Origin of the sequence: Castellaniella sp. (assembly GCF_047971665.1) — a bacterium.
GTDB lineage: Bacteria > Pseudomonadota > Gammaproteobacteria > Burkholderiales > Burkholderiaceae_B > Castellaniella.
Map to the genome: position 1 here is coordinate 67,504 of NZ_JBKEAA010000020.1, position 25,413 is coordinate 92,916.

25 protein-coding genes are annotated in these 25,413 nt (G+C 63.5%); 13 read left to right on the forward strand and 12 right to left on the reverse strand.

What is annotated here, in order from left to right:
* Positions 1-37: 37 nt before the first annotated feature.
* Together ACK5JE_RS08570 and ACK5JE_RS08575 are read right to left on the reverse strand one after the other, a co-directional pair.
* Complete coding sequence (locus tag ACK5JE_RS08570) at positions 38-466, reverse strand: DUF411 domain-containing protein (RefSeq protein ID WP_416801277.1); 429 nt, start codon at positions 464-466, stop codon at positions 38-40.
* Positions 467-567: 101 nt separating this feature from the next.
* Positions 568-864 carry an acylphosphatase gene (locus ACK5JE_RS08575; protein ID WP_416801278.1) on the reverse strand — a complete coding sequence of 99 codons (297 nt, stop codon included), beginning with the start codon at positions 862-864 and terminating at the stop codon, positions 568-570.
* Positions 865-1,171: 307 nt separating this feature from the next.
* Between ACK5JE_RS08575 and ACK5JE_RS08580 the strand changes: the two genes are divergently transcribed.
* Entirely contained in the window at positions 1,172-2,431 is a 1,260-nt protein-coding gene (locus ACK5JE_RS08580; RefSeq protein ID WP_416801279.1) for an FAD-dependent oxidoreductase, read from the forward strand.
* Between the two features lie 48 nt (positions 2,432-2,479).
* On the opposite strand, the gene ACK5JE_RS08585 is transcribed toward ACK5JE_RS08580, so the two are convergent.
* Both ACK5JE_RS08585 and arsC read right to left on the reverse strand, forming a co-directional pair.
* Positions 2,480-3,262: a hypothetical protein gene (locus tag ACK5JE_RS08585; RefSeq protein WP_416801280.1), complete on the reverse strand. Its 783-nt coding sequence runs from the start codon at positions 3,260-3,262 to the stop codon at positions 2,480-2,482.
* Positions 3,263-3,336: 74 nt separating this feature from the next.
* Positions 3,337-3,681: an arsenate reductase (glutaredoxin) gene (gene arsC / locus ACK5JE_RS08590; protein WP_416801281.1), complete on the reverse strand. Its 345-nt coding sequence runs from the start codon at positions 3,679-3,681 to the stop codon at positions 3,337-3,339.
* Positions 3,682-3,786: 105 nt separating this feature from the next.
* On the opposite strand from arsC, the gene ACK5JE_RS08595 reads away from it, so the two are divergent.
* The 5 genes from ACK5JE_RS08595 (at position 3,787) to ACK5JE_RS08615 (ending at position 8,685) form a co-directional block, all read left to right on the forward strand.
* A complete protein-coding gene (locus ACK5JE_RS08595; protein WP_416801282.1) occupies positions 3,787-4,614 on the forward strand; it encodes an RsiV family protein in 828 nt (275 codons plus the stop codon).
* A 194-nt stretch (positions 4,615-4,808) separates the two neighbouring features.
* Positions 4,809-5,834 carry a sulfate ABC transporter substrate-binding protein gene (locus ACK5JE_RS08600; protein ID WP_416801283.1) on the forward strand — a complete coding sequence of 342 codons (1,026 nt, stop codon included), beginning with the start codon at positions 4,809-4,811 and terminating at the stop codon, positions 5,832-5,834.
* A 26-nt stretch (positions 5,835-5,860) separates the two neighbouring features.
* Positions 5,861-6,709, forward strand: coding sequence for a sulfate ABC transporter permease subunit CysT (cysT, locus tag ACK5JE_RS08605; RefSeq protein ID WP_416801416.1), 849 nt, complete (start codon positions 5,861-5,863; stop codon positions 6,707-6,709).
* An 18-nt stretch (positions 6,710-6,727) separates the two neighbouring features.
* Positions 6,728-7,615 carry a sulfate ABC transporter permease subunit CysW gene (cysW, locus tag ACK5JE_RS08610; protein ID WP_416801284.1) on the forward strand — a complete coding sequence of 296 codons (888 nt, stop codon included), beginning with the start codon at positions 6,728-6,730 and terminating at the stop codon, positions 7,613-7,615.
* Entirely contained in the window at positions 7,612-8,685 is a 1,074-nt protein-coding gene (locus ACK5JE_RS08615; RefSeq protein WP_416801285.1) for a sulfate/molybdate ABC transporter ATP-binding protein, read from the forward strand. Before cysW ends, ACK5JE_RS08615 begins: the two co-directional genes overlap by 4 nt.
* 74 nt (positions 8,686-8,759) lie before the next feature.
* Here the strand turns inward: ACK5JE_RS08615 and ACK5JE_RS08620 are convergent, their stop codons facing one another.
* From ACK5JE_RS08620 to ACK5JE_RS08645, 6 genes are all read right to left on the reverse strand, one after another.
* A complete protein-coding gene (locus ACK5JE_RS08620; protein WP_416801286.1) occupies positions 8,760-9,644 on the reverse strand; it encodes an ankyrin repeat domain-containing protein in 885 nt (294 codons plus the stop codon).
* Positions 9,645-9,701: 57 nt separating this feature from the next.
* Positions 9,702-10,484 carry a TatD family hydrolase gene (locus ACK5JE_RS08625; RefSeq protein WP_416801287.1) on the reverse strand — a complete coding sequence of 261 codons (783 nt, stop codon included), beginning with the start codon at positions 10,482-10,484 and terminating at the stop codon, positions 9,702-9,704.
* 40 nt (positions 10,485-10,524) lie between these two features.
* Positions 10,525-11,568, reverse strand: a complete 1,044-nt coding sequence (gene holB, locus ACK5JE_RS08630; RefSeq protein ID WP_416801417.1) for a DNA polymerase III subunit delta' — start codon at positions 11,566-11,568, stop codon at positions 10,525-10,527.
* On the reverse strand, positions 11,559-12,242 hold the full coding sequence (gene tmk / locus ACK5JE_RS08635) for a dTMP kinase (RefSeq protein WP_416801288.1): 684 nt from the start codon (positions 12,240-12,242) through the stop codon (positions 11,559-11,561). The genes holB and tmk overlap by 10 nt, the downstream gene beginning before the upstream one ends.
* Positions 12,243-12,246: 4 nt before the next feature.
* The gene (gene mltG, locus ACK5JE_RS08640) at positions 12,247-13,254 is read right to left on the reverse strand and encodes an endolytic transglycosylase MltG (protein ID WP_416801289.1); all 1,008 of its coding nucleotides are present in this window, start codon (positions 13,252-13,254) and stop codon (positions 12,247-12,249) included.
* Positions 13,255-13,471: 217 nt separating this feature from the next.
* Positions 13,472-14,542 carry a YeiH family protein gene (locus ACK5JE_RS08645; RefSeq protein ID WP_416801290.1) on the reverse strand — a complete coding sequence of 357 codons (1,071 nt, stop codon included), beginning with the start codon at positions 14,540-14,542 and terminating at the stop codon, positions 13,472-13,474.
* 197 nt (positions 14,543-14,739) lie between these two features.
* Between ACK5JE_RS08645 and ACK5JE_RS08650 the strand changes: the two genes are divergently transcribed.
* The 5 genes from ACK5JE_RS08650 (at position 14,740) to ACK5JE_RS08670 (ending at position 20,256) form a co-directional block, all read left to right on the forward strand.
* Entirely contained in the window at positions 14,740-15,591 is an 852-nt protein-coding gene (locus ACK5JE_RS08650) for an EamA family transporter (protein ID WP_416801291.1), read from the forward strand.
* A 305-nt stretch (positions 15,592-15,896) separates the two neighbouring features.
* Complete coding sequence (tauA, locus tag ACK5JE_RS08655; protein WP_416801292.1) at positions 15,897-16,940, forward strand: taurine ABC transporter substrate-binding protein; 1,044 nt, start codon at positions 15,897-15,899, stop codon at positions 16,938-16,940.
* Between the two features lie 105 nt (positions 16,941-17,045).
* Positions 17,046-17,861 (forward strand): taurine ABC transporter ATP-binding protein, encoded by an 816-nt coding sequence (locus tag ACK5JE_RS08660; protein ID WP_416801418.1) that lies wholly within the window; start codon positions 17,046-17,048, stop codon positions 17,859-17,861.
* 34 nt (positions 17,862-17,895) lie between these two features.
* Positions 17,896-18,726: an ABC transporter permease subunit gene (locus ACK5JE_RS08665; protein WP_416801293.1), complete on the forward strand. Its 831-nt coding sequence runs from the start codon at positions 17,896-17,898 to the stop codon at positions 18,724-18,726.
* A gap of 27 nt (positions 18,727-18,753) precedes the next feature.
* Positions 18,754-20,256 carry a PLP-dependent aminotransferase family protein gene (locus ACK5JE_RS08670; protein WP_416801294.1) on the forward strand — a complete coding sequence of 501 codons (1,503 nt, stop codon included), beginning with the start codon at positions 18,754-18,756 and terminating at the stop codon, positions 20,254-20,256.
* 50 nt (positions 20,257-20,306) lie between these two features.
* On the opposite strand, the gene ACK5JE_RS08675 is transcribed toward ACK5JE_RS08670, so the two are convergent.
* Positions 20,307-21,734, reverse strand: coding sequence for an NAD(P)/FAD-dependent oxidoreductase (locus ACK5JE_RS08675; protein WP_416801295.1), 1,428 nt, complete (start codon positions 21,732-21,734; stop codon positions 20,307-20,309).
* A 38-nt stretch (positions 21,735-21,772) separates the two neighbouring features.
* Entirely contained in the window at positions 21,773-22,165 is a 393-nt protein-coding gene (locus ACK5JE_RS08680; RefSeq protein ID WP_416801296.1) for a nuclear transport factor 2 family protein, read from the reverse strand.
* A gap of 310 nt (positions 22,166-22,475) precedes the next feature.
* Between ACK5JE_RS08680 and xsc the strand changes: the two genes are divergently transcribed.
* Both xsc and pta read left to right on the forward strand, forming a co-directional pair.
* Positions 22,476-24,272, forward strand: a complete 1,797-nt coding sequence (gene xsc / locus ACK5JE_RS08685) for a sulfoacetaldehyde acetyltransferase (protein ID WP_416801297.1) — start codon at positions 22,476-22,478, stop codon at positions 24,270-24,272.
* A 24-nt stretch (positions 24,273-24,296) separates the two neighbouring features.
* Positions 24,297-25,265: a phosphate acetyltransferase gene (gene pta, locus ACK5JE_RS08690; RefSeq protein WP_416801298.1), complete on the forward strand. Its 969-nt coding sequence runs from the start codon at positions 24,297-24,299 to the stop codon at positions 25,263-25,265.
* Positions 25,266-25,413 lie beyond the last annotated feature (148 nt).

The following is a 25,413-nucleotide window of genomic DNA, read 5'->3' on the forward strand; positions in this document are numbered from 1 at the left end:
ATGAGCGACCCGCCATGGACAAGCCTGACAGCCGTCCTCAGTCGCGTGAGAAAGGCATAGCGTTGAAATCGTACGTCATCAGATTGCCATCCATCGGGCCCATGCCAGGCGCATTGCCCGGCATGCCGGGCGCGGAGACGCCGCGGGTGTCCTTCGAAGCCAGCAGTTTGCGCACGACGGCCGTCGGGACATGTCCCTCGACAATCTGACCGCTCGATTCCAATTGCGCCGTATGGCAGGAAGCCAGCTGCATCGGCACGTTCAGACGGGTCTTGATCGCCGCCAGATCGGCGGACTGAACCTCGCGTACATCGAACCCCTCGGCGCGCATGTATTGTGCCCAGCCCGAACAACAGCCACAGTTTGGATCCTGGTAGATCGTGATGGTCTCACCGGCCTGAGCCTGGACAGATACGGCGGTTCCCAGAGCGGTGGCCATCAAGCCCATGATGATGAATCGTTTCATGCATTCCTCAAATCAGGTTGAGTCCTGCCAGAATCAGCAAGATTCAGGGTTGGATCGCCGGGAACCCGATTAGTTCAATCGGGTTCCTGCGTCACACCGGCTCAGATCTGCTCGAACCGCTCGTAATGGCGCTCAGTCCGGGTCTCCACATGTGACACGCCCGTGACCCGGGCCGCCGGCGGACCTTGAAGCAGCCACGACAGCATCTGATCGATTGCGGTGTGTTCACCCTGAATCAGGACTTCAACCCGGCCGTCGGCCAGATTGCGTACCCAGCCACCCAGCTTGAGCAGATGCGCCTGGCGAACAGTGGCCGCGCGAAAGCCAACGCCCTGTACGCGGCCCTCGACAAGCGCCGTCAATGTCTCGAGATCGTGATGTGCAGGCAGTGATTTCATAAGGTGGGATGAGAAGGCGATCCGATGCTCGACCGGCGGCACACTCGGGGAGCTCGGCCATCAAATCCATGGTTTTAACACACGGCCTTTCGGCCCCCGAGCCAGGGCCGAAAAGACCTCCTCGCCCCGTTCCGCGACGGATCGAATCGGCCCGAATATCCATGCCTGCCCGAGGGTTTCTTGACGGGAAAGTCATAAAGACATAGCCCATCGGTCGTTCAACTCCGGGCGTGCGCCTCCTAGAATGATTGCATCGTGCCGCCGGGCGCCCCGCCCCAGGCCCCATCCGACTCTTTCGAGGCTTTTCATGACCCACGCATCCGTTCGCAAACACACTGTCGTGATCGTCGGCGCCGGCACCGGCGGAACCACGGTGGCGGCTCAGCTCCGGCGCCATGATCCAAAGCTGGACATTGCCGTCGTCGACCCTGCGGCCCATCACGATTACCAGCCCGCCTGGACGCTGGTCGGCGGTGGCGCCTACAAGGCCGAGGACACCCGCCGTCCGCTGCACGATTGCCTGCCTGACGGCGTGCGTCACATCGCGCAGCGCGTGACGGCTTTGCTGCCCGACGAGCGCCTGGTGACGCTGGAAAACGGTGATCAGGTGGCCTATGACTATCTGGTGGTAGCCGCCGGAATCCAGATCGACTGGCACGCCATCGAGGGGCTGGCCGACGCGCTGGGGAAAAACGGCGTGACCAGCAACTACCGCTACGATCTGGCGCCCTATACCTGGGAACTGGTGCGCCAGTTCCAGGGCGGCACTGCGATCTTCACCCAGCCCGCGGGCGCGGTGAAATGCCCGGGCGCGCCGCAAAAGGCGCTGTATCTGGCCGCTGATCATTTCCGCCGCCGGGGCATCAAGGCCGACAGTCTGCAATTTCGCACCGCAGGCGCGGCGATCTTTGGTGTGCCCTTCTATGCTCAGGCGCTGGACAAGATCATGGCGTCATACGGTGCGCAGCCGCACTACGGCCAGAATCTGGTTCAGGTGCGCGGCGAGGAAAAGATTGCCGTCTTTGAGTCGGTGGTCGATGGCAAGACCGTGCGCGAGGAGGTCGCCTACGATCTGCTGCACGTCGTGCCGCCGCAAGGCGCGCCGGCATTCATTCGCAACAGCCCGCTGGCCGACGCCGGGGGCTGGCTGGATGTGGACAAGCACACACTGCGCCACACGCGCTATCCCAATGTCTTCGGCCTGGGGGATTCCACCTCGACGCCCAACAGCAAGACGGCCGCCGCCATCAAGAGCCAGGCCCCCGTACTGACGCTCAATCTGCTGAGCGCCCTGCGCGGTGCCGGCAATGTGGAGAGTTACGATGGCTATGCCGCCTGCCCGCTGACGACGTCGCGCGGCAAGGTGTTGTTGGCAGAGTTCACCTACGGTGGCGCGATCACCCCCAGTTTTCCGTGCGATCCGCGCGTTCCACGACGTTTTTACTGGTGGCTCAAGCGCAGTTTCCTTCCCTGGTTCTATTGGAACATCCTGCTCAAGGGACGCGGCCTGCCGGTGACGCACCGCACACGCAGCTTCCCGGCGGGCGTTCCTTCTGCCCAGCCTTGAGCGGAATCAGCGCCCATCCATCACCGGGCGGCCGGCGCACGCGGCCCCCTACCCTCTGATCAGCAAGACGGACAGGGGGGTCGGCTCGATGATGGTGCTGCCCGTGAAGGGACGGTCGAACGAGGCGATCAGATAGAGCGTGGCGCCGAACCCCAGGGAAAACAGGGTCATGGACAGCGCCAAAGGCCGGCGCTGTCCTAGGTGCAGCTCGCACAGGACGCACGCGGCGACGAACAGCAGCACCAGCATCGCAAACCATTTCGACGATGCCACTTGGCTATGCGAGACCAGCAGGCGCTGGTTGCGCGCTTTTTCGATGTCCGTCATGTATCGCCACAGGGTCTCGGCGGCTCGATGCAGATCAGGCGACCTGGACTGCGTTCCGATCTTCGCGGCAATGATGCCCAGCGTTTCCAGTTGATCTTCAGCGACCCGGCTCGAACCGCCTTTGCTCATCAGCGGCCATTCGTTTTCGACGACTTCGCGGATGTAATCATCGAGCCCCCCAGTAACCTGTTCCCGCAGCTCGACCGGCAGACGCTGGGCGACACGCAGTGCGTCGGCCACGGCGATGGCTTCCTGCTCGACGGCAATGCGCCCCTTGGCTTCCTGCTGCCAGATATCGGAGGCGACAAAGGCGATCACGATCCCTGTCGGCAACAGAATGCCCGAGAGCATGGTGCTGACCATGCTGGGGCCGTGCGCAACGGGTGGCCAGAGACGGTGCAAGGCGCTCATCACCCCCAGCGCGATCACAGTGAGCGCGCCGATCAGCAAGACACAGACCGTAAACATGGCCCATTCGGACAGGTCATACATGAAGTTGAACACGATACCCTCACTGGCAGTCGGCGGTCGGCAGTCCGGAATTCACCGGAATTGAACAGAAATGGTCAGCAGTCCTATCAGAGAATTTCCTGGATCACCTCGAACGGCCGGCAGAGACGCGAACCCTTGTCGGTCACCACGAAGGGCCGGTTCAACAGCACCGGGTGCTGCTCGATGGCCTCGAACAATTGTTCATCCGTCAGCGACGCATCCGCCAGCCCCAGCGTCTCATAGGCGGCTTCCTTGGTGCGCAAGGCCTGGCGCACCGTCAGGCCCGAGGATCGGATCAGTTCACGCAATTCGTCCCGCGACGGCAAGGCCCGCAGATACTCGATGATTTCGACGGGCTGGGCCGTGGCCTGAAGCGCCTCGAGCGCCTTGCGTGACGTGCTGCATCGTTGGTTGTGGTAGATTCTGAGCATGCGGCTGCCCCAAGTGGAAAGCCTTTATTATCCATGATCCGGTCTCAGGATTGCCCCGCCCTGCCCGCGGTCGCTGCGCCTGTGGCCGTTCCGCCCATGAGGCCCATGCCGATGTCCTCGCCCGCCGAAATCCGTCAGCTGTCTTCCCTGCGTGCCGCGCTGCCGGCGATGGCGCTCGTTCTGACATTGGCCGGCTGCGCCAGCGGACCTCGGGACAACATCAGCCTGGTGCCCGCGCAACTCGATCAGCAGACCCGCCAGGAAGGCCTGTTCACGCAGCCGGTGGAATTATCACGCGAACGGCCGGGATGCCGGGGAGAATGCCCCAAGCTGATGATCGACTCCCTGGCCTTTCCCGGGCATCCGCGCCTGACGCAACTGGTCGATCACGCCCTGGCGTCCATGACCTGGATCGATACGCAAAGCGCCCCGCCCTACGATACGCTGGCGGGTTTCGAAGCCTATTACTGGAAGGCCGCCGGATCCAGGGACGAGGTCCAGCTGACGGCCCGGACGCGCTATCGCAACGAGCATCTGACGGTGGTCGAGCTGGATGCGGGTCAGTACCGGACCGGTATGGCGCATGGCATTACCGGATCGCAGTTGCTGAACTGGGACAATGCCGCCGAAAAAGCCCTGACGATCGACAACCTGCTGATGTCAGGCGCCCGTCCGGCTTTTGAGGCGGCGCTGCGCGTCGAACATGCCCGCTGGCTGGATCAGCATGCCGATGCCATCGACAACCGGGAGAATTTCGACCGCATGTGGCCTTTTGCGCCCACGGACAACGTCGGATTGACCGATCTGGGCATGCTGGTCAAATATCAGCCCTACGAGATCGCCCCCTACGCCTGGGGGCAGCCGGAACTGTTGATTCCCTATGACCGGTTGCGGGACATTCTGAAACCGCAATACCTGCCGCCCCAATCCTGAGGGCGCGGATGGTCCCCGCCCGCCCGCGCGCCGACCACGCGGCCTTGCGCGCATGGACATCGATGCGCGCATACGCATAGATCAGGCGCGCATAATGCGCAGCGCTCATATCCATGGACAAAACGATTCGTTCGATCTCGCACAGGAACGCTTTACGCTGATGCCTCGCCCTTTTGTATCACGAGGTTCCTTTCATGCAACACCGAGGCCTGCCGCTGATGGCGGCCCTTCTGAGTCTGACTCATGCGGCGGGGGCGGCCGATGTGACGCTGCTGAACGCATCCTACGATCCGACGCGCGCGCTGTATCAGGCTTATGACGCTGCCTTTGCCCGATACTGGCATGACAGAACGGGCGATCGCGTCACGATCCGGCTGTCTCATGGCGGTTCGGGAAAACAGGCACGCGCGGTCATCGACGGTCTGCCGGCCGATGTGGTGACGCTGGCGCTGGCGCCTGATATCGATGCCATCGCCACGCGAGGCGCCATCCGCCGGGACTGGCAGCAGCAACGACCGCAGCGCAGCACCCCGTACACGTCCACCATTGTCTTTCTGGTTCGCAAAGGCAATCCCAGGCGGATTCACGACTGGGACGATCTGATCCGGGAGGATGTGCAGGTCATTACCCCGAATCCCAAGACGTCGGGCGGTGCGCGCTGGAATTACCTGGCGGCCTGGGGCTATGCCCTGCGGAAATCCGGCGGCGACGAGACAAAAGCACGCGCTTTTGTCGGCAAGCTCTACCGCAGGGTGCCGGTGCTGGATTCGGGGGCACGGGGATCGACCATGACGTTCATCGCGCGCGGCCTGGGCGATGTGCTGCTCACCTGGGAAAACGAGGCGTTCCTGGCGATCGAAGCCCTGGGCGCCGATCGAGCGGAGATCGTCGTGCCCTCTGTCAGCATCCGGGCCGAACCACCGGTGGCGGTGGTGGACAACGTGGTCGATGCGCGCGGCACACGTGATGTGGCGCAGGCCTATCTGGACTATCTGTACAGTGAGACCGGTCAGGAGATCGCCGCCCGGAACCACTACCGGCCCGTCTCCGAGGCCGTGGCCCGGCGTCATGCCGCTCAGTTTCCCCGCCTGACGTTGTTCACCGTCGCGGAGATCGCCTCGAGCTGGACCGAGGCGCAGAAACGACATTTTTCCGATGGCGGCGTTTTTGATCAGATCTACCTGCTGCCCCAGCCCCAGGGCTCAACGCAATCTCCTTGATTCGTGTGAACAGGTCCTGGAACATGATGACGACCCTTACGCCCCCCTCTTCCCTCCGCCGGGTTCTGCCGGGCCGCAACCTGACATTGGGCCTGACGCTGACCTATCTGTGCCTGGTGGTGCTGCTGCCGCTCTCGGCTGCATTCCTCGAGCTCGGGAGTCTCGGCTGGGCTGCTTTCTGGGAGACCGTCACCACGCCCAGGGTGCTGGCCTCGTACCGCCTGAGCTTTGGCGCGGCGCTGCTGGCCGCGACCGTCAATGCCGTGTTCGGCAGTGTAGTGGCCTGGGTGCTGGTGCGCTATGACTTCCCTGGCAAGTCATGGATCGATGCCCTTGTGGATCTCCCCTTCGCCCTGCCGACGGCCGTGGCCGGCATCGCGTTGACTGCGCTGTATGCGCCTTCGGGCCTGCTCGGGAATCTGTTGGCTCCGCTGGGCATCCATGTGGCCTTCAGCCCCCTGGGCGTGCTGGTGGCGCTGATCTTCATCGGCCTGCCCTTCGTCGTGCGCACCGTGCAGCCCGTCCTGGAGGACATGGCGCCGGAGTATGAGGAAGCGGCCAGCAGCCTGGGCGCCTCGCGCAGCCAGGTCTTCACCCGGGTGCTCTTTCCCACGCTCCTGCCCGCGCTGCTGACGGGATTCACCCTGGCCTTCGCACGCGCCACCGGTGAATACGGGTCGGTGATCTTCATCGCCGGCAATATGCCGATGATCTCGGAAATCACGCCACTGCTGATCGTCACCAAACTGGAGCAATACGACGCAACGGGCGCCACGGCGCTCGCGGTGGTGATGCTGGGCATTTCCTTTTTGCTGCTGCTGACCATCAACCTCCTCCAGGCCCGGGTGCGGCGGCGCTCGATCGGCCGGATCTGATTCGCGCTTTCAAACGCCATGACCTCTCTCGTATCCAGTCCCCTCCCTCCTATCGGCACGGCGCAGTCCGGTGCCGAGGACCGCGTCGTCCGCCAGGTGCTGATGACCATGGCGCTGGTCTTTTTGTGCCTGTTTCTTTTCCTGCCGCTGGCAGTGGTTTTCCATGAAGCCCTGAGCAAGGGATGGGCGGTCAGTGTGGCGGCGATCACCGAGCCGGATGCCCGGGCCGCCATCGGCCTGACTCTGATGGCGGCCGGGATTGCCGTGCCGCTGAATCTGGTGTTCGGCGTCTGCGCGGCCTGGACCGTCACCCGCTTCGAGTTCCGGGGCAAAAGCCTGCTGATCACGCTGATCGACCTGCCTTTCTCTGTGTCGCCGGTGATCGTCGGGCTGATCTATGTGTTGATGTTCGGCGCCCAGGGCTGGTTCGGCGGCTGGTTGCAGGCGCATGACGTCCAGATTCTGTTTGCCGTGCCGGGCATCGTCCTGGCCACGGTCTTTGTCACCGTGCCCTTTGTCGCCCGCGAACTGATTCCGCTGATGCAGTCGCAGGGCTGCGAGCAAGAGGAAGCCGCCATCGTGCTGGGGGCTTCGGGCTGGCGTGTGTTCTGGCACGTGACGCTGCCCAACATCCGTTGGGGGCTGTTCTACGGCGTGATCCTGTGCAATGCGCGCGCCATGGGGGAATTCGGTGCGGTCTCCGTGGTGTCCGGTCATATCCGTGGCCTGACCAACACACTGCCGTTGCATGTCGAGATTCTCTACAACGAATACAACTTCGCGGCCGCTTTCTCGGTGGCCTCGCTATTGGCCCTGCTGGCGTTGCTGACCCTCGCCCTCAAATCCCTGGCGCAATGGCGCTTGCGCGTCCTGAACGTTCCTTCCGTATCGGAGTCATTCGCATGAGTATCGAAGTCCGTCATGTCCATAAGCAATTCGGCCCGTTCACGGCCTTGGACGATGTGTCCCTGGCCTTCCCGGATGGCCGCCTGACCGCGCTGCTGGGGCCGTCGGGCTGTGGCAAGACCACCCTGCTGCGGATCATTGCCGGTCTGGAGCATCCGGACCGGGGCCATGTCCTGCTCGGAGAACAGGACATGGCCCGCACCCACGTCAGGCAGCGCCAGGTCGGTTTCGTGTTCCAGCACTATGCGCTTTTCAAGCACATGACGATCTTCGAGAATGTCGCCTTCGGTCTGCGCGTCAGACCGCGCAGGCAAAGACCCGTCGAACGCGAAATCCGCAAGAAAGTCATGGGTTTGCTGGAACTGGTGCAGCTGGACTGGCTGGCCGACCGCCGTCCGGCCGCCCTGTCCGGCGGGCAGCGCCAGCGCATCGCATTGGCCCGCGCCCTGGCGGTGGAACCTCGCGTGCTGCTGCTGGACGAACCCTTCGGCGCGCTGGACGCCAAGGTACGCAAGGAATTGCGACGCTGGTTGCGACGCCTGCATGACGAATTGCACATGACCAGCCTGTTCGTCACGCATGATCAGGAAGAGGCGCTGGAGGTCGCCGACGAGGTCGTCATCATGAACCAGGGCCGGGTCGAGCAGCGCGGCGCGCCGCAGGCGGTCTATGACGCGCCGGAGACCGCTTTTGTGTTCGGCTTTCTGGGCCATGTGAATCTGTTTCATGGCCGGGCCCATGACGGCCGGTTGCAGACGGGATGTGTCACGCTGGACCTGCCGGGGCTGGAACACGCCACGGGCGCCCCAGCCACGGCCTATGTCCGGCCGCACGATATCCAGATCGAACCCCTGCCGGCAGGAGACGCGGCGTCCCCCGGTCCGGGCATGCGGGTGAGCCTGCAGCGGGCGCACGCCTTCGGGCCGCTGGCGCAACTGGAACTGCGGCGCGAAGACACCCAGGAGCTCATCGAAGTGATCCTGCCCAGCCAGGAGTTCGAGCGCCTCCGGGCGCAGGGGCATCAGCGCTTCGTCGCCCGCCCCCGGCAAGCCCGGGTGTTCCTGAACTAGCGCCTGTTCACACGAATCGAGCAGGTCGCGTCGAGTCCGCGCGCCGCCCGGCGGCATGCGGTTGGCCACCCCGGTTATTGGCCCTGGGGCGTATCCTCGAAGCGGCCAGGATCGAAATAGCGCGAGAACGAAGACCTGTCCTCCGCGCCGGATTCCGGTGCCGGTGCAACCGGGGGGGCTGCATCGACCAGGGATGCGCCCTGTGTCTCCGGCCGGGGCGTCTGCGGGGTCGCCTCCGTGGCGGGGGCGCCCTGCCGTTTTTGCGCCACCCGGACAGCGGCGTGCTCCAGGGAGGCGGCCAGGGCGACATGGTTGCGTTTACGCGCCCAGTCTGCCGCCGTCTCGCGGGCGGCATTGATCATGGTCGGGTCGGCGCCATGCGACAGCAGCAGGCGGACGATATCCGGTTTGCCCGACAGGGCGGCCATCATCAGCGGCGTGGTTCCGTCCGGACCGGGCGCATTGACGATGGCGCCGCGTTCGATCAACATGCGGGCGGTGTCCACCCGGGCCTTGGACGCTGCATAGTGCAGTGGCGTCCATCCCAGGCGATTGACCTGCGCCCCGGTGGCGATCAGCGCCCGCGCCCGGTCGGTCTCGCCCAGAATGCAGAGGTACATCAGCGCGGTCTCGTCCTGGGCATTGGGCTCGTCGATCTTGACGTCGGGGGATGCGCGCAAGGTATCGAACACCCGCCAGGACTGCTCCCGCGCCGCCTGGATCAGCGCGGGATTGCCCAGATCGTTGCGCGCGTTGGGATCGGTATAGCGCAACAACATGTCCTGGACGGTCGAGACATCATCGCGTCGAATGGCCGACCACCAGTCGGCTGTCGGCGCCTGCGGCGCGGTCGGGGCCTGTTGGGCCGACACCGCAGGCGACAGGCCAGCGCCGACCGCCAGCAACAGCGCCAGACCGGCCAGCCGGGCACGCGATCGAACGTGAGTGAGCAGGGACATGGCGAAAACCTCTGTCAGCAGGAGTGAAAACGGACGGCCCGGACGATCAGCCAGGGCTCAGGCGGCGACGGCGGCCTTGTCGAACAGCCGCCAGTAGTTCTCGGCACTGGCCTGTTCGATGGTCGCGACCGGCACGCCGCGCAGCTCGGCGATCTTTTCGGCGACGTGGATGACCCGGGAAGGATCATTGAGCTTGCCCCGATACGGCACCGGAGCCAGATACGGGGAATCAGTCTCGATCAGCAGGCGGTCCAGCGGCACCTTGCGCGCGACATCCTGGATTTGAGCCGCATTCTTGAACGTCACGATCCCGGACAGAGAAATATAAAAACCCAGCGCCAGCGCCTCTTGCGCGACATCCCAGGATTCGGTGAAGCAATGCATGACGCCGACCGGCGCGCGTTCCTCCCGCATCAGACGCAGCGTGTCGTCCGCTGCCGCGCGCGTGTGGATGATCAGCGGCAATCCGGTCTCATGCGCGGCGCGGATATGCGTGCGAAAACGCGCGCGCTGCCATTCCAGCGGTTCGCTCAGACGGTAATAGTCGAGTCCCGTCTCGCCGATGGCGACGACCTTGGGGTGCGCGGCCCGGCTCACCAGATCGTCCAGAGTCGGTTCGAGGCCGTCATCATCCTCGGCATCATTGTCCGGATGCACACCGACCGAGGCCCGCAGAAAAGGATGCTGTTCGACCAGCGCCATCAGGCCGGGCCAATCGCGCAGATTGACGCTGACCACCAGCGCATGGCCGACGCCCGCCGTCCTCATGCGTTCCAGCACGTCGGGCAACTGAGCCTGCAGATCAGGAAAATTCAGATGGCAATGTGAGTCGATATACATGATGACGAGGTGTGTACGGAGAAAAAACGGAGGGCCCGCGTCAGTCGGCCCTGGCAACGGCGCGTCCAGCCGGCTGGACGGATTGCAGCAGATAGCGGGCGGCATGATCGGCGAGCAGCTTGGGGTTGAGGGCATGACGCGCCAGACGGCGCTGTTCCCGCAGCCAGTCGGCCGCCCGGGCGAGCGCCGCCGGATCCAGTGCGCGGGCGAGCGCCATGATCCGCGCGGTCTGTTCCGGATAATAGCGCGGCGCAAGACCGTGCGCGCCCAGGCTCAGATCCAGCCACAGCCGCTGAAACCCGTCCACCCATTCGCTCACCTCGGCGGCCTGCAGCATATCGGCCAGCGCGGCGCTGTCGCCGCCGTGGCTCGCGCGTTCCAGGAACAGCAGCAGCCATTCAGGGGTCGTCGGTTGCCCTGCCCTGGCCTGCTCCAGCGCCAGCAAGGGCGCATTCCCGGCCGCGGCCAGCCGGGCGGCGGCATCCTGGATGCCCTGCGCCTCCAGCCAGGCCAGCGATTCGGCAACCGGCGGGATGGCCAGGGGCAGACGCCGGCAGCGCGATACCAGTGTCGGCAGCAGGCGGTCGGGCGCCTGGGCCGACAACAGGAATACCGTATGCTCGGGGGGCTCCTCCAGAATCTTCAGCAGGGCATTGGCGGCGATGGTATTCAGGGACTCGGCCGGATACAGCAGCGCGACGCGCCAGCCGCCCCGGTGCGTGGCCGTATTGAACCAGGGCAGCAGGCTGCGGATCTGCTCGATGCGGATCTCGCGCGAGGGCTGTTTCTTGGCGTCTTCAGCGACATCCATGGCGCCTTCGCGCACGGCCTGGGCATCGGACCGGATGCGGCGCAGATCGGGGTGATTGCCGGACTGCACCCAGCGGCAGGCCTGACAAGCGCCACAGGCCAGTCCGTCGCGGGGCGACTCGCACAGCAGGCTGGCAGCGCCCGCCAGGGCGAATTCCATCTGTCCGCAACCCGGCTGCCCATGAATCAGCCAGGCATGGGCAAAGCGTTCCCGCGAGGTCAGCCACTGGCGCGCCGGCGCGTGTTGCCAAGGCAGAAAATCGGTCATGAGGATTCCTGCCTGCCGGATGGGGACGTATCACCGCGCGTACGCAGCAATTCGTCCAGGATGGCGTCCAGTTCGGCGCGGATCTCCGGAATGTCCCGGCGGGCGTCGATGATCCGGAAGCGTGCGGGGTCGGCGGCGGCCCGGTCATGATAGGCCTGGCGCGTGCGTTCAAAGAATGCGGCATCCTCGCGCTCGAAGCGGTCGATCCGCACGCGGCCTTGCGACAGGCGCTCGCGGGCGACTTCCAGCGGGACATCGAACAGCAGCGTGCAGTCCGGCCCCCTGCCCTGTTGCACCCAGTCCTCGAGAATGCGGATGGACTCCGCCCCCAGTGACCGGCCGCCGCCCTGATAGGCAAACGAGGCATCGGTGTAGCGGTCGCACAGGACCCACTGCCCGCGCTCCAGCGCAGGCAGGATGCGCGTGCGCCAGTGTTCGTTGCGCGCGGCAAACATCAGCAGAGTTTCTGTGCGCAGGTCCATCGCATGGTGCAACAGCAATTCGCGCAGGGTCTCGCCCAGCGCGGTGCCACCAGGCTCCCGGGTGGACAGCAGATCCACCCCGGCACGGCGCAGCTGATCCTCGATCCAGGCAATGTGCGTACTCTTGCCGGCCCCGTCCAGGCCTTCGAGCGTGATGAAACAGGCATGACGGGCCAGGCCTGCGGGTGGGTGGATCATCGCGTTACCGTTTCAGAATGTATTTGGCGACGGCGCGATTGTGCGCAGCCAGATCGGTGGAAAATTCGCTGGTGCCATCGCCCCGCGAGACAAAATACAGGTATTTGTGCCGTTCCGGATGCAGGGCGGCCAGCAGGGCGGCCTTGCCCGGGCTGGAGATCGGCGTGGGCGGCAGGCCTGTGCGGGTATAGGTGTTCCAGGGAGTGTCCCGCTCCAGGTCCCTCTTGCGCAACCGCCCCTGGTAATCGGCGCCCAGGCCGTAGATCACGGTGGGGTCGGTCTGCAAGGGCATGCCGATCTTGAGCCGGTTGATGAACACCCCCGCGATACGAGCCCGATCGGCGCTGCTGCCGGTCTCTTTTTCGATGATCGAGGCCAGAATCAATGCCTGATAGGGGGTATCGAGCGGCAGGTCGGCATCGCGATCGGCCCAGGCGCGTTCCAGTGTCTGCCGGCCTGCCTGCGCGGCCCGGCGCAGAATGTCCAGATCGGAACTGCCCGGAGTGAAGACATAGGTATCGGGGTAGAACAGGCCCTCGGGGGCGTTGGCGTCGAGCTTCAGTCGCTGGAGAAGCGACGGGTCGTCCATGTTCTGGGTATCGTGGCGGATCTGAGGATTGGCGTTCAGTGCCGCCCGGATCTGGGCAAAAGTCCAGCCCTCGGGGAAAGTCAGGCGGACCTGGGTCATGTCCCCGTTGGCCATGCGATTGAGCAGGGTCCAGGGGGTTTCACCCTCGCGGGCCTCGTAGGCGCCGGCCTTGAGCCATTTGTCGCGGCCGCTCAGACGCGCCAGCCAGACGAAGGCTTCAGGCTGGATGTCGATGCCCGCATTGCGCATGGCCATGGCGATCTGGCGTGGTGTGCTGCCCGCATCGATGAGGTAATCCACCACGGGCGTGCGCATGGGGACCGGACGCTTCCAGCCCCACCAGGCGGCAGTTGCGATGGCAACCGCCACGGCCGTCAGGCAAAAAATCATCAACCAGAGGAATCCGCGTATGGCTTTTTTCATGCTCGCCAGTTTAACTGGAACGCAGGCGGACAACCGGGTCAGCTTGTGACTTTTGGAATGGCGGCGCACCGGCCGGGCCGGAGGCCAGGATCCGCAAGCGCCCGACAGGATTCGCAGGCTCTATATATATAGAGAGAGATAGCCTGCTTGATCAGGCGGCCGGGATCGGCGGGCAGCGTACCTGATCAGACGTCCAGTCCCTCTGACCGGGCCACTTTCAGAGGCTGCCCATGAACCATTGCACCCCCAGGCTGCTGAGCGACACAGCCGCCCAGACGCCCAAACCGAGCAACAGCGGGCGGGCGCCCGCCAGCGCCATGCGACGCAAATCAGAGGACAGCCCGATGGCGGTCAGCGCCATGATGATGAGGAATTGCGAGATCACATGCAGCGGGCCCAGCAGCATGTCGGGAATCAGATCCAGGCTGCGCGTGGCCGAGGCGGCCAGAAACCAGAGGATGAACCAGGGGAAGATCTTGGCCAGGGACACGCGGGTCTCGGAATGCTGATTGCGCCAGGCCACCCAGAAGGCGATGACGATGCAGATCGGGATGATGAGCGTGGCGCGGGTCAGCTTGACGATGGTGGCGATGTCGCCCGCCGCCACACTGTAGCTGTAGCCGGCGGCCACGACCGAGGAGGTGTCGTTGATGGCGGTCCCCGCCCACAGACCGAAGCCGGGGTCGCTCAGCCCCATCCAGTGGCCCAGGGGTGGAAACAGCAGGACAGCGACCACATTGAAGAGGAAAATCGTCGAAATCGACAGAGCGGTTTCATGGTCGTCGGGCTTGATGATCGGCGCGACGGCGGCAATGGCCGACCCCCCGCAGATGGCGGTGCCGACGCCGATCAGGGTGCACAGGTGTCCGCCCAGCTTGAGCCAGCGTCCCAACAGCCAGGCCGCCAGAAATGCTGTGCTCAGGGTGATCAGGGTGACGATCAGGGAGGATGCCCCGGTTTTCATGACCTGGCCGAAACTCAGGCCAAATCCCAGGCCGATGATGGACCATTTCAGCACCTGGCGGCTGCTGAACACGACCCCCGGCGTGAAGACCGGCGACAAGCCCAGTACATTGCGCCAGACCATGCCCAGCAAAATGCCGAACACGGGGCCGCCGATGAGCGGGAATTGTTCACCCAGCCACCAGGCGGCCAGCCCCAGACCTGCCGCCAGCAGCAGGCCATACCACAGCGAAGGTGTGCGCGATGAGCTGTTGGATCGCGCCTGCGCTGCGGGGCGGCGGGCGGCCGATGGCAGAGGATGCGGGACGGCTGAAATGGGCAGCATGCGAAAGACTCGTCAGAAAGAGGAAACTGACGGCCATTCTAGGGATGAGTTATGAATAAATAAATTCAAATCATTTTAGTAAATATATAAAAAATATTTAATTATTATGTTTTGATGCCGTTGGTTCGTCAGTTCCCGCGCAGGATCGCGCTATCCTATGCGGCCAGTCTTCTTCCCTCCCCCGCCTCCCAGCCGTCATGTCGCCCAGCGTTGATTTCGTCTATGGTGCCGTTCTGGCCTCCGCCCTTTTTCATGCGACCTGGAATGCGCTGATCAAGGGCAGCGCCGACACGTTGCTGAGCGCCGTCGGCATGACCGGCGTCGCGACATTGCTGGCGCTGCTGAGCTTGCCCTGGATGCAGCAACCCGCTTCGGAGAGCTGGCCCTTCCTGCTGATCTCGCTGGTTCTCCAGGTGGTCTACATGCGCCTGGTAGCACGCATCTACCGCACAACCGACATGAGCGTCAGTTATCCGGTCATGCGAGGCACCGCACCGTTGCTGGTCGCACTGGTGTCGGTCCTGTTCTTCCACGATGATCCAAGCCCGGGCGCGCTCATGGGCGTGGCCACGATCTGCGCCGGCATCCTGTGCCTTGGCCTGCTGGGTGGAGCAAAGCCACGCCGGTTCACCCACATCAGGCTTGCCCTGCTCAATGCGTTCGTGATCGCGGGCTATACGCTGGTGGACGGCACGGGCGTCCGACTTTCACAAGCACCGGCAAGCTATACGCTGTGGATCTTTCTGTTGCAAGGCTGTGTCATGATCGGCATGGTCATGCCCCGTCGGGCCGCGGATCTTGGCCGTCATTTCCGTACCCACTGGGGCGCGATCGTGGCGGGAGGTTTCGGCACCGTGGTTTCCTATGGCGTGGCGCTGTGGGCCATGACGCTGGCGCCCATTGCCGTCATTGCCGCCCTGCGCGAGACCTCGATCCTGTTCGGCATTCTGATCTCAGGCCTGTTCCTGCACGAACGGCTGACTCCCGCCCGAATCGTGGGCGCCGGCATCCTGGTCCTGGGCGTGATCATGCTGCGTCTGGCTCCATGACTGGCGCGGCCTGCCGACGTCTTTCTGACCGCCGTGGAACCATCGGATTTTGAAATCCTGGTGTGGTATCAGCATTTACCCTAGCCCGCTCAGTTCTGACGCCAGGTGCTTTCCGACGTTCAACCAATATTCATGCGACTCTTGAATGATTCACGTCAAAATCTGAAAAAATCTGGCACTAAAATTCGAGATGAACTGGACCTAGTTTACTGAGTTGACTATGGGCACCATGGGCGGACAAATGACGCGCTGGAACAGAGCCAAAGACTGGTATCCCAAACGCGCCATCCACCAAGGAGACGACTGTGAAAACATCTTTTCGCTTCATTCGCAAGCTCACGGTGCTGAGCGCTGTCGCCGGGGCCTTGACCCTGAGCGCCAGTGCTTTTGCAGCCACAAAGGTCGTGGTCGGCTATCAACAGATCGTGGGCCCCTTCGTCAGCTCCATCGCCGACGGCAGTTTCGACAAGGCGCTCAAGGAGGTCGGCTACGAAGTCGACTGGCGCCAATTCAGTTCGGCGGGTGACATTTCCAGCGCGTTTGCCTCGCGCGATGTGCCCGTCGGCGTGCTTGGGTCCACCGGGATCACGGCCGCCGTGACGCGCGGCGTGGACATGCAGCTTTTCTGGATTCTGGACAACATCGGCAAATCCGAGGCGCTGATCGCCCGCAATGGCTCAGGCATCGAGCAGCCCGGCGACCTGGTGGGCAAGAAAGTCGGCGTGCCGTTTGTCTCGACCTCGCATTTCCACTTGCTGCTGGCCCTGAGCAACATCTGGAAAATCAAGCCCAGCCAGGTGCAGATCCTGAACATGCAGCCGCCGCAGATCGTCGCTGCCTGGCAACGCGGTGATATCGATGCCGCCTATGTCTGGCCGCCGGCACTCACCGAAATCATGAAGACCGGCAAGACCATCGCCGATTCCGGCGATATCGGCGCCAAGACCGTTCCTACGTTCGACGGCCTCGTGGTCGACAAGGCCTGGGCGGCCAAGAATCCCAAATTCATGGCCGCCTTCACCAAGGTGCTTGCCCAATCCTACCAGGGTTTCAATGCGCGCAAGGCGACCCTCACGCCTGATTCGCCAGAAATCAAGGGGATCGTCAAACTGATCGGCGGCGCACCGGCCGACATTGTCAGCGCCCTGAACCTGCTGCTCTTTCCCGATGCCAAGGAACAGGCTTCCAACGTCTGGCTGGGCGGTGGCGCACAGGGAGGCGCAACCAAGGCTTTCACGGCCAGCGCCAACTTCCTCAAGGAACAGCGTCAGATCAATGCGCCTCTGGCCGATTACAGCCCCTTCGTGACCTCCAGCTATGCCGACGAAGCCATGAAATCCGTGAAATGACGCAACCATTCCGGACCTGAAACGGTCCGTGCGACGGCCGGGGATCCCCCTGATTTCTCCCCGGCCGCCGGGCAATCCCCGAAGGAGAACCGCATGCCCGCCGCCATGGCCAATCTCAGCATCCGCAACGTCAGCGTGACATACCCCTCCCAGATGATGGGGGGCGCTGTCACCGCGCTCAAGAACGTCAATCTCGAAATCGGTCCGGGCGACTTTGTCGTCGCCCTGGGGGCATCCGGCTGCGGCAAGACCACGCTGCTCAGTGTCATCGCCGGGTTTCTGACTCCGACCGAAGGCGAAGTTCTGCTTGGCGGCGACCCGGTCGTCGGTCCGGGCGCGGATCGAGGCGTGGTGTTCCAGAAACATGCCCTGCTGCCCTGGCTCAACGTCATTGACAACACCGAGTTCGGCCTCAAGCTGCGCGGTGTGCCCAAGAACCAGCGCTATGAAATCGCCGCCAAGAACCTTGAACTGGTGGGCTTGAAGGACTTCCACAAACATATGATCTATCAGTTGTCGGGAGGGATGCAGCAACGGGTCGGGATTGCGCGGGCCTTGACCTGTGACCCTGCCATGTTGTTGATGGACGAGCCGATGGCGGCGCTGGATGCGCTGTCGCGCGAAACCATCCAGGAGTTGCTGCTGGATGTCTGGCAACACACGCACAAGATGTTCTTTTTCATCACCCACAGCGTCGAAGAGGCCCTGTTCCTGGGTACCAAGCTGATCGTGATGTCGCCTCGTCCGGGCCGCGTGACCAACACCTATGACCTCGATTTCAACCGCCGCTTCCTGAAAGAGCGCAACGCCCGGGCCATCAAATCCAGCCCCGATTTCATCCAGATGCGGGAAACCGTGCTGGACATCATCTACGGGGACGAGCGGGCCGCCGGCACGCCCGAATACCAGCAGCACCTCTGAGCCTCAACCTCAATCGCATCATCGGAGCCACAGCATGTCCATCGTATCCAAGCGCAAGCGCCGCTCCGCGGAGCCCGGAAAAGTCTATGGCGCACCGGGGGCCGGCTACAGCGGCCACATCAGTGCCATGACAGCCCTCGCGTTGATCGCCTTGTGGTTTTTCGTCACCGGCATGGGCTGGATCAAACCGATCTTCCTGCCCTCGCCGATGGCCGTCTACGGCAAATTCATCGAAGCGGTGACCGAAGGCGTCGCCAATTCCACGCTGGCCCAGCACACCCTGGTCAGCCTGGGCCGGGTCATGGGCGCCTTCCTGCTGGCGCTGGTCACCGCCGTCCCGGTCGGGATTCTCATGGGAGTGAACCGCACGATGCGCGGTCTTTTCGATCCCATCATCGAGTTTTATCGCCCCCTGCCCCCGCTGGCCTATCTGCCGCTGGTCATCATCTGGTTCGGCATCGGCGAATTTCCCAAGGTCTTCCTGATCTTCCTGGCGATCTTCGCGCCCATGGCCATCGCGGCCCGGGCCGGGGTCAAATCCGTCTCCATCGAGCAGATCCATGCTGCCTATGCCATGGGCGCCAGCAGCCGCCAGATCATCATGCACGTCATCCTCAAGGCGGCACTGCCCGAGATCTTCACCGGCATGCGCATCGGCATCGGCGTCGGCTGGACGACGCTGGTGGCGGCCGAGATGGTGGCGGCCGCGCGTGGACTGGGCTTCATGGTGCTCAACGCCGCCCAGTACCTGGCCAGCGATACCGTGATCATGGGTATCATCGTGATAGGATTCTTCGCCTTCTCGTTTGATTTGCTCTTACGATACCTGGAACGCATGTTGATCCCCTGGAAAGGCAAGGTCTAGGTCGGGAAGGCCTGAGGGACGTCATTCATGCCAGAAAGCAGTTCAGTTGGTGAGATTCAGTGGTCGGCGCTGTTTGAGCGGGTCGACGACTACAACCTGAGCCTGCAGGGCCGCATCCGCAAGATGCTGGTGTCGGCCATCCTGAGCGGCTATCTGCCACCGGGTGCCTCGGTGCCCTCCAGCCGGGAATTGGCCAAGGCGCTGGGGGTTGCGCGCAACACGACAGTCTTCGCGTACCAACAACTCGTTGTCGAAGGCTATCTCGAGTCCCGGGAACGCAGCGGCCACTATGTCGCCAAGGACATCGTCGGCCAACGGGTCGACAGTCAGGACGCGCAGGCGGCGGAACCGCCATGCGGCGCCACGGACTGGTCCCGGCGTCTGGTGTTCCACCCGTTTGCCCAGCGCAATATCGTCAAACCGGCCAACTGGCAAAGCCTGCCCTATCCGTTCAGTTACGCTCAGTTTGATGCCAAGCAGTTCCCCACGGCGGAATGGCGCGAATGCTGCCTGCGATCGCTGTCCGTGCTGGATATCCGGATGTGGGCGCCCGACCTGATCATCAACGATGACCCTGCGCTGGTGGAGGCGATCCGCAATCAGGTGCTGCCCCGGCGCGGCATCTGGGCCGAAGACGACGAGATCATGGTCACGCTCGGCGCGCAACAGGCACTCTACCTGGTGGCCACCCTGCTGATTCACGACCATACAGTGGTTGGCATGGAAGACCCCGGTTATCCGGATGCGCGCAATATCTTTGCGCACCGTACCCCCCGCCTGATGCCCCTGCCCGTCGACAACGACGGACTGATTCCCTCGCCCGCGCTGGGAGAATGCGACTATATCTTTGTCACGCCCAGCCATCAGTGTCCAACCAACGCCACTCTGTCCATGGAACGGCGGGTGGCCTTGCTGGAATTGGCAAGCCGCACGGACAGCATCCTGATCGAAGACGACTACGAGACAGAGAATCGCTACGACGGCCATCCTTCACCGGCGCTCAAAAGCCTCGACAAGCATGGCCGCGTGCTCTACATCGGCAGTCTGTCGAAAAGCTTCGCACCGGGGTTGCGCCTGGGCTATATCGTGGCACCGAAAGAGCTGATGATCGAATTGCGCGCGCTGCGTCGCCTGATGATCCGCCATCCTCCCGCCTACCTGCAGCGGGCATTCGCGCTGTTCATTTCCCTGGGACATTATCATGCGCTGTTGCGTCGGCTGTCCCAGGTGTATGCCGAACGGGCTCAGGTGCTGCAGGAATCCGTCCGGGCGCATCTGCCGCAATTCAGCGGCAGGCCCATCCATGGCGGCTCGTCCTGGTGGGTGGAAGGGCCGCCCGAGATCGATACCGACCGGCTCGCTCAAGAGGCTTTGCGGGCAGGCGTGGTGATCGAGCCCGGCCGGGTTTTCTACCAGGACTCAAGATCACAGGACCATCGCCACATCCGGCTGGGCTTTTCGTCCATCGACCACGGCAAGATCGCAGAAGGCATCACAGCCCTGGCGCGCGTCGTCGGGCAATTCCGATAACGGCGCCAGGGCCTGCCCGGACGGTCGACGGTCGGTCCGGGCATCCCCGCTCAGAGCACTTCGTCGCGCAGGTAGTAGTATTTGTAGAGCATCGCCTGCCCCAGTCGCCGGAAAGGCGCGAACAGGTGGCCGTTGAGCGGTGAATTGTAGATCGGCAATTCCCATTGGGGCCCGGACTTGCCGACCACACGCTGCGCCAGACGCCGGCCGGCCTGGGCTGAAAAGGCCACGCCGTTGCCGCCGTAACCGATCGCGTAAAAGATGTTCTGGCCAGGGTCCGGCTGCGTGATGCGCGGCATCATGTCGTGGCTGACATCCACCCAGCCCCACCAGGAATACTGGATGGGGACATCCTTGAGGGCCGGGAACTTGCGTACCAGACCGTTCTTGAGCAACTCGAGGTGTTTGGGATTCTTTGCGTCCGCGCCCGTCAGCGCGCTGCGGCTGCCGATCTGCATCGCGCCATCAGGCAGCAGACGGTAGTAGAAACGCAATGTCCGCGTATCCGTGAGGAACGTCGTGTTCCTGAGACCGGCCGCCTCTCTTTCCGCGTCGGTCAGCGGACGCGTCACGATCGAGTTCGACAGGATCGGCATGATCTTGTTGTTGAGCAGCGGATGCAGACCCTGGGGCGTATAGCCGCCCGTGGCCACGGCCACACGCCGGGCCCGGACGATGCCGCCAGGCGTGCGCAGATGATGAATGCCGCCGATGGTTTCCCAGCCCAGGACCGGACTGCCGGTATGGATCTTGACGCCCAGTTCGCGCAGGCGGCGCAAATAACCGAATGCCAGTTTCAGAGGGTGGATGCCGACCCCCTCGGGCTCGTACATCGCGCCAGCCGCCTCGCGGTCCATGGCAAAGCGTTCCCAGAGCTCGTCACGGGTCAGCATTTCGGTCTGGTAGCCGAACTGCTCACGCATGACGCGGGCCAGGTTTTCCAGGAAGGCCACTTTTTTGGGACGATGCGCCGTATAGATATGACCTGTGTGCTGGGCATCGCACGGAAAACGCGCCACCAGGCTTTTCCAGTAGTCGAATCCTTCGTGGATCTCGCGATCCAGGCGTTTGGCCGTCTCCAGTCCCCAGCGCTCGATCCATTGCGTGCGGTACAGGCGGCCGGAAGCGTTCTGCCCTTGCCCGCCATTGCGGCTGGTGCACCCCCAGGATTCTTGATTGGCCTCCAGAACGATGGGGATGACACCATGCTCCTCGGCCAGGTTCAATGCGGTCACCAGCCCCGTGAAACCGGAGCCGATCACCACCACATCCGTCTCCATGTCCTGAGTGACCGGGCCGTCGTCGGGCGGCGGCTCTCCGGCCGTGTCAACCCAATAAGTCGGCGCGTAACCCTGGTTGCGGCCCGCTGGCGAAACCAGCGGATCATAGAGCGGGTCATAGGGATTGGTCGCATGCGGCGCACCCGTGGTCCGGGCTGCCTGCGCGTCACGCGGTAATGCTGAAGTCAAAGTGGCCATGATGTTTCCTGTGGACGGGTGGAAGTCCGACGATCGGTTCAGCCTTGTGCGGGCAGCGCGGGGCGTTGCTTGCGAAACGCGTTCTTGATCAGGATCTTGCCGTCCTTGAAGGTCAGCAGATCCACCATGTCGGCTTCGATCCGGGTGCCATCGGCATTCGTGCCGGTGAATGTCGATTCCATGACCCCCCGATCGCCGGACACCCAGCAGCGGGCATTGCGCCAGGCCGCGTCGGGGATGTTCAGCCAGGCGGCCTCGAAGGCCTTGCGCACGGCGGCCGGGCCTTCGTGACGCACACCGCAGGCCAGCGGACCCGCCACACCTTCGAAAACGCACGCATCGTGCATGCAGGCCATCAGCGCGTCGATGTCATGCCGGTTCCAGGCCTCGCCAAACGCCTCGAGGGTGGAAAGCAACTGATCCTGTGTCATGGGGTCTCCTCATCATGTCGTGCCGGCCCGCCTCTCGGGACCGGCTCACGGATGTTCATACATTAGGAGAACGCCCAGGGCTGGTCTAGGACCAGTGAATACGTTTCGCTGGCACCAGATCGACCTTCTGGCCCCTTCGCTTCAGTCTGATTATTCGAGATGCATGGTTCCAGATTCAGAGATTTATGTTGACAATTGAAAAAGGCTCTGTAGAATTCAAATCACACGATATTGAGATGATTCATCTCGATATTCGAAATAAGCAGGCCGATCAAAACGGCCATCCGCAGACCGCACCAGGAGATACACGATGGCAAACGATACCCGCCAAGTCGTTCAAGGCGTCCAGGAAATGACCCCATCGGAGGCTTTCGTCGAAACGATGGTCGCCAACGGCGTCACCGAAATTTTCGGCATCATGGGTTCGGCATTCATGGATGCCATGGATATCTTCGCTCCGGCAGGCATCAAGCTGATTCCGGTGGTTCACGAACAAGGCGCCGCGCACATGGCGGATGGCTTCGCCCGCGTCAGCGGCCGCACGGGTGTCGTGATCGGGCAGAACGGCCCCGGTATCAGCAACTGCGTCACCGCGATCGCCGCCGCTTATTGGGCACACACGCCCGTGGTCATCGTCACTCCCGAAGCCGGCACGACAGGGATCGGCCTGGGCGGCTTCCAGGAAGCCAAGCAGTTGCCGATGTTCCAGGAATTCACCAAATACCAGGGGCATGTCACGCACCCCGCCCGCATGGCGGAATACACGGCCCGCTGTTTTGCCCGCGCCCAGGATGAGATGGGGCCGACCCAGCTCAATATCCCGCGCGACTATTTCTACGGCAAGATCAAATGCGAAATCCCTCTGCCCCAGCCGCTGGATCGCGGCCCGGGCGGTGCGCACAGCCTGGATGAAGCGGCCAAGCTGCTGGCCCGGGCCAAGTTCCCGGTCATCATCTCCGGCGGCGGCGTCGTCATGAGCGACGCGGTCGAGGAGTGCAAGGCGCTGGCCGAGCGCCTTGGCGCCCCGGTGGTCAACAGCTACCTGCACAACGATTCCTTTCCGGCCAGCCACTCGTTGTGGTGCGGCCCCCTGGGCTATCAGGGTTCCAAGGCGGCCATGAAACTGCTGGCCGACGCCGATGTGGTGCTGGCCCTGGGCACACGGCTCGGCCCCTTCGGCACGCTGCCCCAGCACGGTCTGGACTACTGGCCCAAGAACGCCAAGATCATCCAGGTCGATGCCGACAGCAAGATGCTGGGCCTGGTGAAGAAAATCACTGTGGGAGTCTGCGGTGACGCCAAGGCTTCCGCGGCAGAAATTTCCCGTCGAATCGATGGCATGACGCTGGCGTGCGATGCCACCAAGGCCGAGCGCGCCGCCCGCATCAAGGCCGAAAAGGACGCCTGGGAAAAAGAGCTTACGGACTGGACCCACGAGCGCGATCCGTTCAGCCTGGACATGATCGACGAACAGAGCAAGGAAAACGGCAGCTGGCTGCATCCGCGCCAGGTGCTGCGCGAACTCGAAAAGGCCATGCCCGAAGACGTCATGGTGTCGACCGACATCGGCAATATCAATTCCGTGGCCAACAGCTACCTGCGTTTCGAGAAGCCGCGCAGCTTCTTTGCCGCCATGAGCTGGGGCAATTGCGGCTATGCCTTCCCCACGATCATCGGCGCCAAGGTCGCCGCCCCGCATCGGCCGGCGGTGTCCTATGCCGGTGACGGCGCATGGGGCATGAGCATGAGCGAGATCATGACCTGCGTGCGCCATGACATCCCGGTGACGGCCGTGGTGTTCCACAACCGTCAGTGGGGCGCCGAGAAAAAGAATCAGGTGGACTTCTACAACCGCCGCTTCGTGGCGGGCGAACTGGAAAGCGAAAGCTTTGCCGGCATTGCCAAGGCCATGGGCGCCGAGGGCATCGTGGTCGACCGCCTCGAGGACGTGGGGCCCGCGCTGAAAAAAGCCATCGATGCGCAAATGAACGATCGCAAGACCACCGTGATCGAAATCATGTGCACCCGCGAACTGGGCGATCCATTCCGCCGCGACGCGCTGTCCAAGCCCGTGCGTCTGCTGGAAAAGTATCGCGACTACACCTGAGTCCAGAGCCCCGAGGAGACGCCCATGCGCGCACAGGACATGCTGTTGGAGGCCGCCCGGCGCAACCCGAAGCGGATCGTCCTGTGCGAAGGGGCGGATCCACGTGTGCAGTCGGCGGCCCGCCAGGCGGCCGCCGACGGCATCGCCGAGGTCTTTCTGCTGGAATCGGCCCAGGACATTCCCGGCGTTCACTGCATCCGGCCCGACGACACTGGCTGGCTGGATGCCTTTACCGAGGAACTGCTGTCGCTGCGCCGCGCGCGCGGCATGACACCGGAACAGGCCAGTCAGATCGTCCACCAGCCGCTGGTCTTTGCCGCGCTGATGGTGCGGCTCGGACAGGCGGACGGCTCTGTCGCCGGCGCGGTGCACACCACGGCGGATGTCGTACGGACCGCCATCCAGGTCATCGGCAGGCAGCCCGGCACACAAACCATTTCCAGCTTTTTCATCATGATGCGCGACGAGCCCTTCCCGACCGGAGGGCACACCATGGTCTTTTCGGATTGCGGGCTGGTGATCGAACCCAGCAGTCACGAGCTGGCCGAAATCGCGCTGGCATCGGCGCGCAGCACCCAGGCGCTGCTGGGCATCGAGCCACGCGTGGCCATGCTGTCTTTTTCCACGCACGGCAGCGCCGCCCACAAACAGATCGACAGAATCCGCGAGGCCATGGAATTGGCCCGGCAGCAGGCGCCGGATCTGCTCATCGACGGCGAAATGCAGCTCGATACCGCAATCGTGCCGGAAGTCGCCCATCGCAAGTGGGCGCAATCTCCCGTCGCCGGGCGGGCCAACGTGCTCGTCTTTCCCAGCCTGGATGCGGGCAATATCGGCTACAAACTGGTTGAACGCCTGGGGCATGCCACTGCGCTGGGACCGATTCTTCAAGGGCTGAACAAGCCGGCCAACGACCTGTCGCGGGGCTGCTCGGCGGACGACATCCATCAGGTGATCGCCGTCACCGTCGCGCAAGCGGCCAGCGCGCGCTGAGGGGCATGGCCCCCTCCCCGAATCCGAGCGCAACTCCCCTCCCCGAACCCGGGCGCAGCCCCTCCTTCGAACCTGAGCGCCTCCTCTCGCCCGAGCCTGGACGCAACCTCTTGCCTCAAGCCTGCACGGGCATGCGCTCCGTGGCTCT

Bases quoted from the DNA above. Each gene is read 5' to 3' on its own strand.
- ACK5JE_RS08575 (WP_416801278.1), bottom strand. From the start codon at position 864: ATGAAATCACTGCCTGCACATCACGATCTCGAGACATTGACGGCGCTT.
- ACK5JE_RS08675 (WP_416801295.1), bottom strand. From the start codon at position 21,734: ATGGCCACTTTGACTTCAGCATTACCGCGTGACGCGCAGGCAGCCCGG.
- ACK5JE_RS08680 (WP_416801296.1), bottom strand. From the start codon at position 22,165: ATGACACAGGATCAGTTGCTTTCCACCCTCGAGGCGTTTGGCGAGGCC.
- ACK5JE_RS08665 (WP_416801293.1), top strand. From the start codon at position 17,896: ATGTCCATCGTATCCAAGCGCAAGCGCCGCTCCGCGGAGCCCGGAAAA.
- xsc (WP_416801297.1), top strand. From the start codon at position 22,476: ATGGCAAACGATACCCGCCAAGTCGTTCAAGGCGTCCAGGAAATGACC.
- ACK5JE_RS08580 (WP_416801279.1), top strand. From the start codon at position 1,172: ATGACCCACGCATCCGTTCGCAAACACACTGTCGTGATCGTCGGCGCC.
- cysT (WP_416801416.1), top strand. From the start codon at position 5,861: ATGACGACCCTTACGCCCCCCTCTTCCCTCCGCCGGGTTCTGCCGGGC.
- ACK5JE_RS08645 (WP_416801290.1), bottom strand. From the start codon at position 14,542: ATGCTGCCCATTTCAGCCGTCCCGCATCCTCTGCCATCGGCCGCCCGC.
- mltG (WP_416801289.1), bottom strand. From the start codon at position 13,254: ATGAAAAAAGCCATACGCGGATTCCTCTGGTTGATGATTTTTTGCCTG.
- ACK5JE_RS08620 (WP_416801286.1), bottom strand. From the start codon at position 9,644: ATGTCCCTGCTCACTCACGTTCGATCGCGTGCCCGGCTGGCCGGTCTG.
- ACK5JE_RS08660 (WP_416801418.1), top strand. From the start codon at position 17,046: ATGGCCAATCTCAGCATCCGCAACGTCAGCGTGACATACCCCTCCCAG.
- cysW (WP_416801284.1), top strand. From the start codon at position 6,728: ATGACCTCTCTCGTATCCAGTCCCCTCCCTCCTATCGGCACGGCGCAG.
- ACK5JE_RS08570 (WP_416801277.1), bottom strand. From the start codon at position 466: ATGAAACGATTCATCATCATGGGCTTGATGGCCACCGCTCTGGGAACC.
- ACK5JE_RS08650 (WP_416801291.1), top strand. From the start codon at position 14,740: ATGTCGCCCAGCGTTGATTTCGTCTATGGTGCCGTTCTGGCCTCCGCC.
- ACK5JE_RS08600 (WP_416801283.1), top strand. From the start codon at position 4,809: ATGCAACACCGAGGCCTGCCGCTGATGGCGGCCCTTCTGAGTCTGACT.
- ACK5JE_RS08670 (WP_416801294.1), top strand. From the start codon at position 18,754: ATGCCAGAAAGCAGTTCAGTTGGTGAGATTCAGTGGTCGGCGCTGTTT.
- arsC (WP_416801281.1), bottom strand. From the start codon at position 3,681: ATGCTCAGAATCTACCACAACCAACGATGCAGCACGTCACGCAAGGCG.
- ACK5JE_RS08625 (WP_416801287.1), bottom strand. From the start codon at position 10,484: ATGTATATCGACTCACATTGCCATCTGAATTTTCCTGATCTGCAGGCT.
- pta (WP_416801298.1), top strand. From the start codon at position 24,297: ATGCGCGCACAGGACATGCTGTTGGAGGCCGCCCGGCGCAACCCGAAG.
- ACK5JE_RS08595 (WP_416801282.1), top strand. From the start codon at position 3,787: ATGCCGATGTCCTCGCCCGCCGAAATCCGTCAGCTGTCTTCCCTGCGT.
- tmk (WP_416801288.1), bottom strand. From the start codon at position 12,242: ATGATCCACCCACCCGCAGGCCTGGCCCGTCATGCCTGTTTCATCACG.
- ACK5JE_RS08615 (WP_416801285.1), top strand. From the start codon at position 7,612: ATGAGTATCGAAGTCCGTCATGTCCATAAGCAATTCGGCCCGTTCACG.